Origin of the sequence: Roseateles microcysteis (genome assembly GCF_036880965.1) — a bacterium.
GTDB lineage: Bacteria > Pseudomonadota > Gammaproteobacteria > Burkholderiales > Burkholderiaceae_C > JAUASW01.
This window is the reverse complement of sequence record NZ_JBAJMV010000002.1, coordinates 456,529-472,072: the sequence shown is the minus strand read 5'-3', so window position 1 is coordinate 472,072 and position 15,544 is coordinate 456,529. Positions and strand designations below refer to the sequence as shown.

Annotated in this window: 9 protein-coding genes; 3 read left to right on the top strand and 6 right to left on the bottom strand. The window is 66.3% G+C overall.

Annotated features, from left to right (window positions below; all coding sequences use genetic code 11):
• Positions 1 to 42 precede the first annotated feature (42 nt).
• On the top strand, positions 43 to 885 hold the full coding sequence (locus V3596_RS07125) for a DNA ligase (RefSeq protein ID WP_334276985.1): 843 nt from the start codon (positions 43 to 45) through the stop codon (positions 883 to 885).
• Between the two features lie 29 nt (positions 886 to 914).
• Here the strand turns inward: V3596_RS07125 and V3596_RS07120 are convergent, their stop codons facing one another.
• Positions 915 to 2,246: an amidohydrolase family protein gene (locus V3596_RS07120; protein WP_334276984.1), complete on the bottom strand. Its 1,332-nt coding sequence runs from the start codon at positions 2,244 to 2,246 to the stop codon at positions 915 to 917.
• Positions 2,243 to 5,347 (bottom strand): amidohydrolase family protein, encoded by a 3,105-nt coding sequence (locus V3596_RS07115; protein WP_334276983.1) that lies wholly within the window; start codon positions 5,345 to 5,347, stop codon positions 2,243 to 2,245. The genes V3596_RS07120 and V3596_RS07115 overlap by 4 nt, the downstream gene beginning before the upstream one ends.
• A 233-nt stretch (positions 5,348 to 5,580) precedes the next feature.
• Between V3596_RS07115 and V3596_RS07110 the strand changes: the two genes are divergently transcribed.
• Positions 5,581 to 6,519: a GGDEF domain-containing protein gene (locus tag V3596_RS07110; protein ID WP_334276982.1), complete on the top strand. Its 939-nt coding sequence runs from the start codon at positions 5,581 to 5,583 to the stop codon at positions 6,517 to 6,519.
• 166 nt (positions 6,520 to 6,685) lie between these two features.
• The gene (locus V3596_RS07105; protein WP_334276981.1) at positions 6,686 to 6,982 is read left to right on the top strand and encodes a flagellar basal body rod protein; all 297 of its coding nucleotides are present in this window, start codon (positions 6,686 to 6,688) and stop codon (positions 6,980 to 6,982) included.
• 64 nt (positions 6,983 to 7,046) lie between these two features.
• Here the strand turns inward: V3596_RS07105 and V3596_RS07100 are convergent, their stop codons facing one another.
• From V3596_RS07100 to acnB, 4 genes are all read right to left on the bottom strand, one after another.
• On the bottom strand, positions 7,047 to 8,972 hold the full coding sequence (locus V3596_RS07100; RefSeq protein WP_334276980.1) for a bifunctional 2',3'-cyclic-nucleotide 2'-phosphodiesterase/3'-nucleotidase: 1,926 nt from the start codon (positions 8,970 to 8,972) through the stop codon (positions 7,047 to 7,049).
• A 22-nt stretch (positions 8,973 to 8,994) separates the two neighbouring features.
• The gene (locus V3596_RS07095; protein ID WP_334276979.1) at positions 8,995 to 10,569 is read right to left on the bottom strand and encodes an AbgT family transporter; all 1,575 of its coding nucleotides are present in this window, start codon (positions 10,567 to 10,569) and stop codon (positions 8,995 to 8,997) included.
• Between the two features lie 142 nt (positions 10,570 to 10,711).
• Positions 10,712 to 12,748: a HAMP domain-containing sensor histidine kinase gene (locus V3596_RS07090; RefSeq protein ID WP_334276978.1), complete on the bottom strand. Its 2,037-nt coding sequence runs from the start codon at positions 12,746 to 12,748 to the stop codon at positions 10,712 to 10,714.
• 195 nt (positions 12,749 to 12,943) lie between these two features.
• Positions 12,944 to 15,535: a bifunctional aconitate hydratase 2/2-methylisocitrate dehydratase gene (gene acnB / locus V3596_RS07085; RefSeq protein ID WP_334276977.1), complete on the bottom strand. Its 2,592-nt coding sequence runs from the start codon at positions 15,533 to 15,535 to the stop codon at positions 12,944 to 12,946.
• Positions 15,536 to 15,544 lie beyond the last annotated feature (9 nt).

The window sequence follows — 15,544 nt, the reverse complement described above, 5'->3', positions numbered from 1 at the left end:
ATCTCGCCACGCCCCGATCCAGAGGGCGAGGAGGAGACAGACATGACAAAGCTTTCCCGGCGTGTGCTGCTGTGCGCGCTCGCCCAGGCATGGCTGGCGGGCGATTCCTCGGCGGCGCAGGCGCCAGCGCTGCTGCTCGCTCAGAACGCGCCGGCCAGGCTGGACCCGCAGGGCTATCTGGTCAGCGAAAAGCTCGACGGCGTGCGCGCCTTCTGGACTGGCCGCCGCCTGCTGTTTCGCAGCGGCATCGAGATTGCGGCGCCAGACTGGTTCACCGCGCGCTTGCCCTCACGGCCGCTGGACGGTGAGTTGTGGATGGCGCGTGGGCGTTTCGAGGCCCTCTCAGCTGCCGTGCGCCGCAATGTGCCGCTGGATGCCGAATGGCGCTCGGTGCGCTACATGCTGTTCGAGCTGCCGGACGCGCCGGGGGGCTTCGAGCAGCGCGTGGCGGCGCTGACGAGCATTTCCGAAACTGTGGCGTGGGCGGGGCTGCAAGCCGTGGAGCAGGCGCGCATCGAAACACCTGCGGCCCTGCACAAGCGGCTGCGAGAGGTCGTGGCAGCAGGCGGCGAGGGCTTGATGCTGCATCGGGCTGACGCGGCCTACGCAAGCGGCCGCAGCGAGCTTCTGCTCAAGCTCAAGCCGATTGACGACAGCGAAGCCACCGTCATCGCCCACGAGCCCGGCCAGGGCCGGCTGAGCGGCATGCTCGGGGCACTGCGGGTGCGCAGCCCCGAGGGTCGGGAGTTCAGCATTGGCAGCGGGCTCAGCGAAGGGGACCGCCGAGCGCCGCCGCCGGTTGGCAGCCTGGTGCGCTACCGATTTCGCGGCCTGACCAACAGCGGGCTGCCGCGCTTCGCGACCTTTGTTCGCGTGGAAAGCTAGAGCAACTTCAGCGCCTGCTCATCACCAGTTCAGCGCAGGTAGCGCTGCAGGTACTTGTCGCGCAGGCCCGTCTGCTTGTCCTTCAGCTCGATCTCGCGGCCCTGGATGAAGATGCGCTCGACGTTGCTGCGAATGTCCAGCGGGTCACCGTCGCTGACGAAGAAGCTGGCCAGCTTGCCGACCTCAAGCGAGCCGAGCAGGTTCTCGGCACCGAGGATGCGCGCGGGGTAGAGCGTGATCGCCTTCAGCGCCTCATCGGCGGGCAGGCCGAAAGCCACGGCCTGGCCGGCCTCGAAGCCGAGGTTGCGCTCGTTCGACGGGTCGCGGTCTTCGCGCGCGATGCAGAAGCGCACGCCCGCACGGGCCAGCTCGGCCGGCAAGCGGAAGATTGCGTCCACATCGTCGTCGCGGCGCAGGGGCAGGCGGTTCAGCGAGCCGATCACCACGGGGATGTCGCGGGCCTTGAGTTCATTGGCGAACACGGCCGCATCGGCGCCGCCGACGATCACGATCTTCAGCTTGAAGCGATCAGCGAACTCCAGCGCCTGGCGGATCTGCCAGCGGTCGTTGGCGTCGATGAATACCGGCCGCTCTCCGCGCACCACGGGCAGCATCGCTTCCCAGCGGGTGTCGAGCGGGGTCTTCGCGTCGGCAGCCTTGGCCTTGGCATAGGCGGCGGCCGACTCGAACACTTCGTCCAGCAACCTCAACTTGGCCGTCACGGTGCGGCGCAGCTCGTCGCGCGGCGCTTCAGAGGTGGCGAAGACGCTGGCGGCCGTGCGCATCGTTGGCATGCTCACATGCAGGCCCACCTCGGGGCGGATCGCCATGTCTTCCCAGTTCCAGCCATCGAGCTGGACCAGAGCGGACGTGCCCGCCAGCAGGCCCGTGCCGGCGCGCGGTTGCGGCACCGAAAGCACGGTCAGGACGCCGCTTGCACGGGTGACCGGGATGATGTCGCTGTCGGCATTGATGGCGACCAGCGCGCGGGCATTCGGATTGATCGAACCGGTTTCTGCTGTGTCCACCGTGGCGCGCACCGCGCTCACTTCCACAAGACCCATCACCGTATTGGCTGAAACCATGCCGGGGTAGACATGGCGGCCTTTCAGGTCGATGACCTGGGCGCCGGCCGGTGCGGCGAGCTCCGCACCGCCAATCGCCTTGATGCGCCCGCCTTCGACCAGCATGCGGCCATTGCTGAGCACCGGCCCGCTGACCGTGTGCAGCGTGGCATTGCTGATCAGCAGAGGTTTGGCCTGTGCCGGCGGCGGCACATTGGGATTGGCTTGCGTGACGTCGGCGAGGCTGGCCAGCAGCAGGGCGACGGCGCCGACCATTCGAGTCGTGGTCTTGATCATTGGTGGATCTCCTCGGTGCATTCGTGCCATTCGCCGTTGCCGTAGCTCTCGGCATAGCGGGCTTGCTCATGCAGCCATTGCTGCAGGCGGGCTTCATCCAGCGCCAGCCGCGTGGGCGACTCACTGCCCGGCGTGGCGCCAGGCCGGGCCGTGGCTGCGTTGCCGCCCATGCCGAGGCGCGCCGTGATGGCCTTGGACAGCAGGCGCTCGCGCTCGGCGCGGTGCTGAGCGCGCAGCCTGGCGTCTTCGCTGCGGCTGAAGTAGCGGCGGCCCTCGATCCAGGTCTCTTCGGCGCGGCTGGTGGTGGCCAGCGGGTTGCCGTTCCAGAGCACGAAGTCGGCGTCCTTGCCCACTTCGAGCGAGCCGGTGCGATCGCCCACGCCCAGCTGCCTGGCCGGGTTGATGGTGACGAACTTCAGGGCCTCGGTTTCACTCAAGCCACCGTAGCGCACGGCCTTGGCCGCCTCGGTGTTGAGGCGCCGGGCCAGCTCGTTGCTGTCCGAGTTGAAGCTGGTATTGACACCGACCTTCTGCATCATGGCGCCGTTGAACGGAATCGCGTCCACGACCTCCATCTTGTAGGCCCACCAGTCGGAGAACGTCGAGCTGCCGGCACCGATCTCGGCGATTTCCTTCGCGACCTTGTAACCTTCGAGCACGTGCTGGAAGGTGGCCACCTTGAGGCCGAACTCCTTGGCGATCTTGGTGAACATCAGGATCTCATCCGCCCGGTAGGAGTGGATGTGGATCTCGCGTTTGCGATGCAGGAGTTCGACCAGCGTGTCGAGCTGCAGGTCGCGGCGCGGCGGCTCGCTGCCCTTGGGGTTGCGCTTGAATTCGGCCCAGCGGCCTTCGTATTCGCGAGCGGCCTGGAAGGCGTCGCGCAGCAGCTGCTCCACGCCCATGCGCGTCTGCGGGTAGCGGGTGTTGTTGCCGTCGCCCCAGTTCGATTGCTTGACGTTCTCGCCCAGTGCGAACTTGATGCCTGGTGCCGCCTCCTTGAACTTCAGGCCTTCCGCGTCCAGCCCCCAGCGCAGCTTGATCACCTGGTTCTGGCCGCCAATGGTGTTGGCAGAGCCATGCAGGAGGTTGGCTGCGGTGAGGCCGCCGGCCAGCTCGCGATAGATGTTGATGTCGGTGGCATCGATCACGTCGGCCACGCGCACTTCAGCGGTGATCGAGCTCGTGCCTTCGTTGACGCCGCGGGCTATGGCCGTGTGCGAGTGCGCGTCGATGATGCCCGGCGTCAGGTGCATGCCCTGGGCCATGATGACCTGGATCGTGACGCCCTGGGGTGTTGCCGGGCCGCCGGAGAGGCTGTTGATCTGGCCGATCTGCACGATCTTGCCGTCACGTACCAGCATGTCCGCGTTTTCAAGCTTGCCGGCCGGGCCGCTGGTCCAGATCGTGGCGCCCTTGATGAGCAGCAGCTTCGACTCCGGTGGCGTGACGCCGTAGGCACCTGCTGGATAGCGCTGCAGCGAAGCCAGCTCGACCTTGGGTTCGACCTTCGCCGGCGCTTCTGCATGCGGCTTCTCGCGCTCGGCCGTCAGCGTGTCGCCAACCAAGCGCTCGCCCTGCAGGCGCAGCGTCAGCCAACTGGCCGATTCACCTGCGGCACAAGGCCAGCGCAGATGGAGTTGATCGCCACGCCAATGGCCTTCGCAGGTCTTGCCGTCGAGCTTCACCTGTGGGCGTGCGGCCGTGCCGGCAATCAGCAAGGGCTTGTCAACGCCGGTGAGCTTCCATTGGCCGCGCACATCCTTGCGCTGCCAGGCTTCGGTAGGCATGGCGCGGCCATCGACAAAGGCCAGCTCGATCTCGGCCGATTCGCTGCCGAACAGGTCGCCGCTGGCGACCACCAGGTTGGCGATCTGGCCCGGGGCAATCTGGCCCAGACGCTGTTGCTGGCCGATCAACCTTGCAGGCACTGTTGTGAGGCCGGCCAAGGCAGCATCGGCGCTCAAGCCGCGCTTGACGGCCTGGCGCAGCCGCGGCCAGAAGTCGCGCTTGGCATCCGTCAGGCCGCGCGGACTGACGGCGAATTCGACGCCAGCGCCAGCCAGCACCGAAAGATTGCTCGGCGCCAGTTCCCAGTGCTGCAGCTGCTGCAGGGAGACATCGGCCGCCAGGTCCGGGTTCTCGACCTCGGGCGCGGCCGGATAGGCCAGCGGCACGATCACGGGCATGCCGAGGCTCTTCAGTTGGGCGGCGCGGCGGTACTCATAGCCATTGCCCTGCAGGATGACCTTGAGCTTGAACTCGTCGCGCACCTTGGCAATGCGCAGGAAGTCTTGTTCATCGTCGGCCTGGTAGACCACGGGCTGCTTGCCTTGCACCGCGGGCTGCAGCGCCGCCAGCGAGCTGTTGTGCTCGCGGCGTTCACCGCCAGCAGCGTTTTGACCGTACCAACGCGCGTCCCACCAGGTCTGCCGCGAGAGCGCGATGGCGCCCATCAAGGAGTTCGGATAGCCGCCGCTGCGGCCGCGTTCGAACTCATGCGAGAGATGCTGGGCGACGTCGCTGGCGATCAAGAGATTCTTGGCGTCCGTGCCTTCGCCGGCAGAGAGCAGGGCGCTTTGCCCGCGGAAGATGCCATGTGCAGGCGACGAAAGCAGCGCCGTGAAGCCCAGTTCGCGCGAGGCCTTCAGCTCGTCGGCCTTGAGCTCAAGCACTGCGGCCACCGATTGCTCGGGATGGACCTGCGCATTGCGGCTCGCGGCGCTGCGGCCAGCCAGTGCGGTGCCCGCGGCTGCCGCCGGGCCTCGCTGCGGGCGCAAGGAGGCGGGCACGCCGGCCAGGCTTGCCATGTCGATGAAGCCGGCATAGATGCTGCGCCCCGGCAGTTTCCAGACGCGCGCGCCAACGGGAATGGCCACGTCGGCACCGGCGGCGACGATCTGGCCATCCTTCACGATGACGGTGCCGCGTTCGATCACCTTGCCCGGTGCCAGCACGAGCCTGGCTTCTGTCAAGGCGTGCCAGCGCGGCGTGTTGTCGCGCAGGCCTTCGACCCGGTCGCTGCTGCTGTTTTGCGCCAGCGCGGCGCTACCGATGATCAGGCCCAGCCAGGCCAGGGCATGGCGTTGCTTGAATTCCATTGCTTTGCTCCCTCTGGGGCGGTGGCCGGCGATGGCCGGTGAACCCCGCGGCATTGTTCAGGCAATCGAGGGGCGCCGACATGGCGTATTCCCCGGTGAAAATGCAAATGGGCGTTGCTCGCGCGGCGCGATTGGGGTTTCCGTCAGGCGGCAAACGCGGTACACCTGCAATAGTTGCTTCATTCACCATTGCGCGACCACCGCATTTCGCACGCCAGTTCCAGGAGACATCAATGCAAACAACGCCCGAGAACGCCGAATCCGGCCATGAGGTGGTCGCGGCTCGCATGCGCGCCCTGATGGTGCGCTCGCCGGTGGCGGTGGGTTTCGTCCTGAACCAGCGCTTCGAGCTTGTCAGCGAGCAGTTCAACCACCTGTTCGGTCATGGCGACGAGACCGACCTGGCCGGCCAGGCGACCCGCTCGATCCATGTGTCGGATGGCTCCCACGCCGGCATGCATGAGAAGTCCACGGCGGCCTTTGTGGCCGGTCGGCCGCTGGATGAAGAATTCGAGTACGTCCGGCGCGATGGCAGCCGCTTCTGGGGCCGCCTGCAGGCCACGCCCCTGCACTGGGACCAACCGGGTGGCGAAGCGGTCTGGATCATCGAAGACATAACCGCCGCGCGCCAGCTGCGCATGCAGCCGACCTGGACTGCCAAGCACGATGCGCTGACCGAGCTCGCCAACCGCCGCGAGTTCGAGCGCCGCCTGGCCGAGCACGTGGGCAGCCGCCGTCACGAGCCGGTGTCGGTGCTGTGGGTGGACGTGGACAAGTTCAGCGAGGTCACGGCTTCGATGGGCAGCGAGGTGGCCGACCATTTCCTGTACGGCCTGGGCCAGATGCTGATCACCAAGGTGCGGGCCTCCGACCTGGTAGCTCGCCTGGACGATGATCATTTCGCCGTGCTGCTGCCCGACTGCGACCAGCATTACGCCCAGATCGTGGCCGAGAAGATCCGCTCGGCCGTGGCGGGCTTCCGCCTGCGCTGGGGCCTGCATCGCACCCGGGTCAAGGCCTGCGTCGGCGTCGTGCAGCTGCAGCCCACGCTCGAAACGGTGGACGCCGTGCTGGGCGCCTGTGCCCTGGCCTGCACCGAAGCCAAGGCGGCCGGTGGCGACACGGTGCGCGTGTTTGTCTCGGCCGGTGGCTATGAGGAACTGGCTGGCTGAGGTCCACCGGGAGCACCGCTGGAGCCGGTTTTCGTGAACTGCGGCGGGCCTGATCCGAGAAAAAGGCCCTTTTCACCATTCTTTTCTTCAAGTTTGGCCGGCTTTCGCCGATAGTCGGGGTGTCCGAGCCTGCTTTTAGGGCCCGGCGTAGCCCGGAGCGCACCGCATGATCAGCCTTTCAACCGCCTTGTCCGGCATTTCTGCCGCCAATGAGCGGCTGCGCGCGTCGGCCCACAATGTGGCCAATCTCTCCACCGAGAACTTCAAGCGCGAGACCGTGGAACTGACCAGTCTGGCTGGCGGCGGCGTCGGCGCCACCAGCCGCACGGCTGAGAACCCCGGTGTTGCCGAAGCGACCGAACTGGTCGAGCAGAAGTCGGCCACCTATGCCTTCGTGGCCAATCTGCGGGTCCTGCAGACCCAGGTGCGAGCCGAAGGCGCCATGCTCGATATCCACGCTTGATCAAGGGCTGATCCAAGCGAAAACGGCGCCTGCATCAGGCGCCGTTTGCATTTGCTGCCCTTGCTCAGGGCTTCAATTCATAGTCCGCCCAGCCGTCGCCGCGGTCCCGCAGCAGGCGGACCTTGGGCACGCGGTCCAGGTACTTGATGCCGCCTGCACCGGAGACAAAACGCAGCTTGATGCCAGGCACCGGCTGGATGCGCCAGTTGCCATCGGCACTCGGGTTGAAGCTGGGCCGGGCCGCCAGGTAGGCCGCCACGGCCTCGCGGGTTTCGTCCGGGCTGTCGATGACGATCCTGCTCGAATTGACGCCAGGAAAATTGCCGCCGCCGGCCGCACGGTAGCTGCTGGTCACGACCAGGAACTCGGCCTTGTCGTCCAATGGCTTGCCGGCATGGCGGAGCTCGCGGATGCGGGTGGACTGCGGCGCCACGAGCTTGCCATCCGTGTTGTAGCGGGCGGCTTGGGTCAGGTCGATCTCGTAGCTCAGGCCATCCAGCGTGTCGAAGTTGTAGGAGCGGGCATTCGGGTCGACCAGGTCCTGCTCGGCCGGCCCATGCGGGTCGATGCGCAGCAACTGGCTGACTGCCATCTCAAGCCATTCGCGTACTTCGGCGCCGCTGAGCTTCATCAGCTTGATGGTGTTCGGATAGACATAGAGGTCGGCCACGTTCTTGATCGCCATGGCGCCGGCCGGAATATCGGTGTAGTTGGCCGGCCCCTGGCGGCCGCCGGCCTTGAAAGGCGCTGCGGCCGAAAGCACCGGCAGCTTCTCCCAGGCCGTGCCCTGGACCACGCGCTTGCCGTAGGCCAGTTGCGCATTGGCTACCACTTGCACCGACGGGTCGTCCGTCACCTGTGCAAAGTAGCTGAACACCGGCGCTTCGCTTCGGGTCACCTCGCTGCGCACATGGGCCAGCGTGGCGGCATGCTCGGCGGCGATGGTCTGGGCAAAGCGCGGGTCGGCCTCGACGAGCGGTTTGCGCGTGCGGGCATCCTGGATGGCGCGCAGGCTGGCCTGGCTGTTCAGCACCTTCCAGCGGCCGTTGACCTTGTCCAGGCTCAGGTCGATCAGGCCCAGGTGGTCGCCCCAACGGCCCGGCATCACGGCCGGCGTGCCGAACAGCAGGCCGCGAGCCAGCTCGACACCTGGGAACCCGGCAAAGGCAGGCCCGGGGAACTCGGCATGGGCATGTCCCAAGAGCAAGGCGTCGATGCCTCCGACCCGGGCCAGCTGCGCGGCCACGTTCTCGGACAGCCGGCCGCCCTCGTGCTCCTCGATGCCGCTGTGGGCGATGGCGATAACCACGTCCGCGCCCTTGGCCCGCATCTCGGGCAGCAGGCGGCGCGCAGTCTCGATGATGTCAGCGGCGATCACCTGGCCCTCCAGGTGCTGGCGGTCCCACATCATGATCTGCGGCGGCACGAAGCCGATCACGCCGATCTTGAGCCTTTGCTTCGCGCCCGCCTCGTCGATGAACTCGCGCTCCAGCAGCACATAGGGCGTGAAGGCATGCTGCGTGGGCTTGCTGGCCAGCATCACATTCGCGTTCACATAGGGAAAGCGGGCGCCGCTGATGGCCCGACGCAGGAAAGGCAGGCCGTAGTTGAAGTCGTGGTTGCCGATATTGGCGGCGTCCACGGCCAGCAGGTTCAAGAGCTTGTAGGCCGGATGCACCTTGCCTTCGGCCAGCGGCTGCACCTTGGCCACTTGGTCTCCGAGCGGGTTGCCTTGCAGCAGGTCGCCGTTGTCGAACAACAGGCTGTTCTTCGCCTCGGCACGTGCCTGGCTGATCAAGGTGGCCGTGCGGGCCAGGCCGAACTCGCTGCTGGGGCGGTCCTGGTAGTAGTCGTAGTCCAGCAGGTTCATGTGCACATCCGTGGTTTGCAGGATGCGCAGCTTCAATTCGGCGGCCAGCGCAGGCCGCACAGACATGGAAAAGGCCAGCGCGAGGCTGGCCATCAGGATGAGGTGGTGGCGGGGCTTCATGGCCCGGCCATGGTAGCTGGCTTCAGAGTTTCGGATAGACGTAGCTCGCACCGATGCCCAGCGGGATGTCCAGCGCCCAGAAACCGAGCAGGAAGGCGCTCCAGCCGACCAGCAGTGCCAGGGAGTAGGGCAGCATCAGCGCAATCAGCGTGCCGATGCCGGCACCCTTCACGTACTTCTGGCAGAACACGACGATCAGCGGGAAGTAGGGCATCAGCGGCGTGATGATGTTGGTCGAGCTGTCGCCCACGCGGTAGGCGGCCTGCGTGAAATCGGGCGAAAGGCCCAGCTGCATCAGCATCGGCACCATGATGGCGCCGATCAGGGCCCATTTCGCCGAGGCCGAACCGATCAGCAGGTTGACCATGCTGGTGAGCAGGATCATGCCGATCAGCGTGACGCCGGTCGGGAAGGCCATGGCCTTGAGCCAGGCAGCGCCCTTGATCGCGATCAGCGCGCCGAGGTTGGACTGGCCGAAGGCGTAGATGAATTGGGCGCAGAAGAAGGCCATGACGATGTAATAGCCCATGCCGCTCATGGCCTTGCTCATGCCCTTGACCACGTCGCCGTGGCTCTTGATGCTGCCCGCGGCGTAGCCATAGACGATGCCGGGGATCAGGAAGAACACGAAGATCAGCGCGACGATGGACTTCATCAGTGGCGCGGCAGCCGCGGCCAGGCCGCCGTCCGGCGCACGCCAGGCCGAGTCGCTCGGCAGCAAACTCAGCAGGAAGAGGCCGGCGGTGACTGCAATCGACAGCACGGCGAACAGCAGTCCGCGTTTCTCGGCGGCGCTCAGCGGCTCCATCTTGGGCAACTCGGCCGGGTCGCCATCAACCGCTGTGCCCTTGTTCAGGCGCGGTTCAATCAGCAGGTCGGTGATGGCCCAGCCGATCAGCACGATCAGGATGGCCGAGGCCGAGGTGAAGTAGAAGTTGTTCAGCGGGTTGACCACGATGGCAGCCGCGCCGGCGTCAGCGGAGAGCCGGGCTGCGGCCTGCGTCAGGCCGGAGAGCAGCGGGTCGAGGCTGGACGGAATAAAGAAGGTGGCCGAGAAGCCGCCCGACACGCCGGCGAAGGCGGCCGAGATCCCCGCCAACGGATGCCGTCCGGCGGCATAGAACATCACGGCGCCCAGCGGTATCACCAAAACATAGCCGGCATCTACGGCAATATGGCTGAGGATGCCGACGGCGATCAGCACCGGTGTCAGCAGCGAACGGGCGGTGACGGCCAGGATGGCGCGCAACCCGGCATTGATGAAACCTGTGTGCTCGGCTACACCCAGCCCCAGCATGGCCACCAGCACCACGCCGAGTGGCGGAAAGCCGGTGAAGGTCGTGACCAGCCCCGAGGCAAAGGCTGCCATTGAAGCGCCGGAAAGCATGTTCTTGATGGCGATCGGCTGCTGGCTGCGAGGGTCGATGTCACTGAACTGCATGCTGGACATCAGCCAGGAAGCGATCCAGACCGTGACCATCAGCAGGGCGAACAGAATGGCCGGGTCGGGCAGTTTGTTGCCGACGCGCTCGATGGCGTTGAGCGCCCGGCTGAGCCAGGACGCGCCTGCGGGGGCAACTTGGTTGGCGTGGGTCATCTTGGTATTGGGCTGGGTTGAGCGGGCCTTACGAAGCAGGCCCGGGGGGGGCAGTCTTGCTGCGCGCGTGAGCTTAGTGGCTGCGGCCTTGCTGTCAGCGGGGGCAACCCTAGGGTCCGTGCCGCTGACTCGGCCGGCACTGTCAGCTGCGCAGCGGCAGCCGCAGCTCGACGCAGGTGCCGCCGCGCCCCAGCGAGCGCACTTCAATGCGGCCGCGCATCAGCTCTTCCACCAAGGTGCGAGCCACGCTCAGGCCCAGCCCAGCGCCACCACGGCCGAGCTGGCCGCTGAAGAAGGGGTCGAACACATGCGGCAGGTCTTCGGCAGGAATGCCGCGGCCGGTGTCCTGCAGGCGCAGGCTGCACAGGCTGTTCTCGAGATCGATGCTGAACTGGATGCGCCCGCGCTGGCCGTCCAGGCCGTGATGCAGCGCGTTGTCGATCAGCTCACCGAGCACGTCCTGCAAGGCATGGGGATAGCCGTCCAGCAGCAGTTGCTCAGGTCCCTCAATCCGGGTGTCGACCGAGCGGGCGGCCAAGGCCGCGCTGCGCGCATTGAGCATGCTGCGCACCAGCCCGACGACATCGAATCGACTTGGTGGCTCGGCCACGCTGCCGCTGGAGAGGGCCTTGAGTCGCTGCACCAGCGAACCGGCTGAATCGAGCGAGCGATCCATGAGCGCCGCGCATTCGTTGAGCGTGCGTGCGGTGTCGTTCAAGACCTGCTTTTGCAAGCGGCCATGCTCGAGTGCCTGCAGCAATTCCTCGCTGCGCTCCCGTATCACCGAAGCACCCATGCGCGCATTGCCAAGAGGTGTGTTGAGCTCATGCGCCATGCCCACCACCACGCGACCCAGGGCCAGCTGCTTCTCCTGCTGCAGCAGCTGGCGCAGGGCTTGTTCCAGGTCTTGCGTGCGCTGCTGCACCCGCAGCTCCAGTTCCTCGTTGGCCTGCTGCAAGGCGGCCTCGGCCGCGCGGCGGATCGTGGCTTCGGCCTGCACGCGTGAAAGCGCCAGGTTCAGCTCAGTATTGCGCTGCGCGAGCGAGCGCTCCAGCTCGTTGCCCTGGCGGCTGAGGCCTTCGTTGTCGACCAGCACCTTCTGCAGCCGCAAGGCGTCGTCAATGGTTTGACCGAGGCTCGCGGAAAGTGCCTGCATATGATGGCGCTGCTGGACCAGCAATTGCTGGCTGGCCCACACGGCCTTCTCCGGCTGGCCTGCCGCCAGCCCCAGGCGCGCAATGGCGCGCAGCGCATGCTCGCGCACCATGCGCATGTTCTCGCCCTGCGGGTTGAGTTCGCGCTCGAACTTCAGCAGCGCGGCCCAGGCATCAGCAGCCCTGCCTTCCTGCCAGGCCAGCAGCAGCTCGACCAGCTGACAGCCTTCCTCGGCGCCGTCCAGGAGTGCCATCAGCGGCGCGGCCTCGGGCTTGCGCAGTTCAGCCAGATGGCGGCGGGCCATGTCGGTTGCACCCGCCAGCGCGGCGCTGAGCATCACATTGATGGAAGACAGCAGTTGCTCGAAGGCCAGGTTTTCGCGCTTGGCCATGGCCAGCGCCTGTGCATGCCAGCGCATGCCTTTCTGCCAAAGCGGCGAGGCCGAGAGCGCCTGGGACTCCGACCATTCCGAGCTCAATTCGACCTGGCTGGTGCAGGCCACGGCGGCATTGTTGTAGACATGGTGCAGGCTGCGGGGCTCGAAGCGTTCGGGTGCCACCAGCAGTTGTTCGGCCAGGGCCACCAGTTCCGCATACATCTCGGCCTGCAGCAGCACGTAGCAGCGGTTGGCCAGCAAGCGGCCCGAGAGCGTGCTATCGCCCGCCTTCTCGGCCAGCAGGTGCGCCCGCTCCAGGCGTGAGAGTGAGGCGTGATACAGCCGCAGGCGCAACTGCACGATGGAGAGATTGGACAGCGCCAACGCTTCCATCTGCGGCTGGGCCGGATACGCGGCGGCCTGGTCCAACGCCTGCATGGCCTCGGTCAGTGTGGCTGCGTCGGCCATCTTCGGGTTGGCGCGCAACTCAAGCTGGAGGCGGCCGATGCGCAGCAGCAAGCGTTCTTCTTCACTCTCGACGCTGTCGTTCAGGGCGTCGAGAATCAGCCGGGCGTCGGCGAGACGTCCGGTGTACAGCGTTTCGCGTGCCCGCTCCAACTCGCGCAGCACGCTTCCTGGTGGCTCCATGACTGCCTGCCACTTCTGCAAGCACCGGTCGACCCGTGCCGAGCTTGCTGGGGAATAGAAATCCGAAGCGGGTCGGGTGAAGTATGCACGCGCCGACCCGCTCCTGTCCGTCCCCGATGCGCGGGGAGCGTCGACCGAGTCAAAAAAAGGCCCGCATCACTGCGGGCCTTGCATGACGAACGGCTGGTCGCCCGCTCAAACGCTCACGCCGCGAGCCGTGTCCGCGTATTCCTCGATCTGGTCGAAGTTCATGTAGCGGTAGACCTTGGCGCCGTCCTTGTTGATGACGCCCATGTCGGCATGGTATTCCTCGACGGTCGGGATGCGGCCCAGCTTGGAAGCGATGGCCGAGAGCTCGGCCGAGGCCAGGAACACATTGCTGTTCTTGCCCAGGCGGTTGGGGAAGTTGCGGGTCGAGGTGGACACCACGGTCGCGCCTTCCTTCACCTGCGCCTGGTTGCCCATGCACAGCGAGCAGCCCGGCATTTCCATGCGCGCGCCGGCCGTGCCGAAGGTGCCGTAGTGGCCTTCCTTGGTCAGCTCGGAAGCATCCATCTTGGTCGGCGGTGCCACCCACAGCTTGACCGGGATGTCGCGCTTGCCTTCCAGCAGCTTGGAAGCTGCGCGGAAGTGGCCGATATTGGTCATGCAGGAACCGATGAAGACTTCATCGATCTTGGTGCCGGCGACTTCGGAGAGGAACTTGGCGTCGTCCGGATCGTTCGGGCAGCACAGGATGGGTTCCTTGATGTCGGCCAGGTCGATCTCGATGACGGCTGCGTACTCGGCGTCTGCGTCGGCCTTCAGGAGCTGCGGGTTGGCCAGCCAGGCTTCCATGGCCTTGATGCGGCGCGTGATGGTGCGGGCGTCGCCGTAGCCGTCGGCGATCATGTTCTTCATCAGCACGATGTTGGAGGTCATGTACTCCGCGATCGGTGCCGGGTTCAGGTGCACCGTGCAACCGGCGGCCGAGCGCTCGGCCGAAGCGTCGCTCAGCTCGAAGGCTTGTTCGACCTTCAGGTCCGGCAGGCCTTCGATCTCGAGGATGCGGCCCGAGAACACGTTCTTCTTGCCGGCCTTGGCCACCGTCAGCAGGCCGGCCTTGATCGCGTACAGCGGGATGGCATGCACCAGGTCGCGCAGCGTGATACCAGGCTGCATCTGGCCCTTGAAGCGCACCAGCACCGACTCAGGCATGTCCAGCGGCATCACGCCGGTGGCGGCGCCGAAGGCCACGAGGCCCGACCCAGCGGGGAAGGAGATGCCGATCGGGAAGCGCGTGTGCGAGTCGCCGCCGGTGCCCACCGTGTCGGGCAGCAGGAGGCGGTTCAGCCAGCTGTGGATCACGCCGTCACCCGGGCGCAGCGAAACGCCGCCGCGGTTGCGGATGAAGTCGGGCAGCTCGCGGTGCATCTTCACGTCGACCGGCTTCGGATAGGCGGCCGTGTGGCAGAAGGATTGCATCACCAGGTCGGCCGAGAAGCCCAGGCAAGCCAGGTCCTTCAGCTCGTCGCGGGTCATCGGGCCGGTGGTGTCCTGCGAGCCGACCGTGGTCATCTTGGGTTCGCAGTAGGTGCCCGGGCGCACGCCCTGGCCTTCGGCCAAGCCGACGGCGCGGCCGACCATCTTCTGCGCCAGCGTGAAGCCGGCCTTGGTCTCTGCGGGTGCCTGCGGCAGGCGGAAGGCGGTGGAGGCGGGCAGGCCCAGGAATTCGCGCGCCTTGGCGGTCAGCGAGCGGCCGATGATCAGGTTGATACGGCCGCCGGCGCGCACTTCGTCGAACAGCACGTCGCTCTTGAGCTGGAACTCGACAACGGTTTCGCCGTTCTTCTGGATCTTGCCGTCGTAGGGCAGCACGTCCACCACGTCGCCCATTTCCAGCTTGCTGACGTCGACTTCAATCGGCAGCGAGCCCGAGTCTTCCTGCGTGTTGAAGAAAATCGGCGCGATCTTGCCGCCCAGCGTGATGCCGCCGAAGCGCTTGTTGGGCACGAAGGGAATGTCTTCGCCGGTGGCCCAGACCACGCTGTTGGTGGCCGATTTGCGCGAGGAGCCGGTGCCGACCACGTCGCCCACATAGGCCACGAGGTTGCCCTTCTTCTTCAGGTCCTCGATGAACTGCATCGGACCGCGCTTGCCGTCTTCCTCGGGCTTGAAGGCTGCATCCGCGCGGGTGTTCTTCAGCATGGCCAGGTAGTGCAGCGGAATGTCCGGGCGGCTCCAGGCGTCAGGCGCAGGCGAGAGGTCATCCGTGTTGGTTTCGCCAGGCACCTTGAACACGGTGACGGTGATCTTCTTGGCGACTTCAGGGCGCGAGGTGAACCATTCGGCATCGGCCCAGCTCTTGATCACTTCCTGGGCCTTGGCATTGCCGGCCTTGGCCTTCTCCGACACGTCGTGGAAGAAGTCGAACATCAGCAAGGTCTTCTTCAGGCCTTCGGCCGCGACCGTTGCGACTTCGCTGTCGTCCAGCAGGTCGATCAGCGGCTTGACGTTGTAGCCACCAACCATGGTGCCCAGCAGCTCGGTGGCCTTGGCCTTGGAGATCAGGCCGACCTTGATGTCGCCGTGAGCCACGGCAGCCAGGAAGCTGGCCTTGACCTTGGCGGCATCGTCCACGCCCGGGGGCACGCGGTGCGTGAGCAGGTCCAGCAGGAAGGCGTCTTCACCGGCGGGCGGATTCTTGATCAGCTCGATCAGCTCGGCGACCTGCTTGGCGTCCAGGGGCAGCGGCGGGATACCAAGGGCGGCGCGCTCGGTGACATGTTGGCGATAGGCTTGCAGCATGGGAGGGAC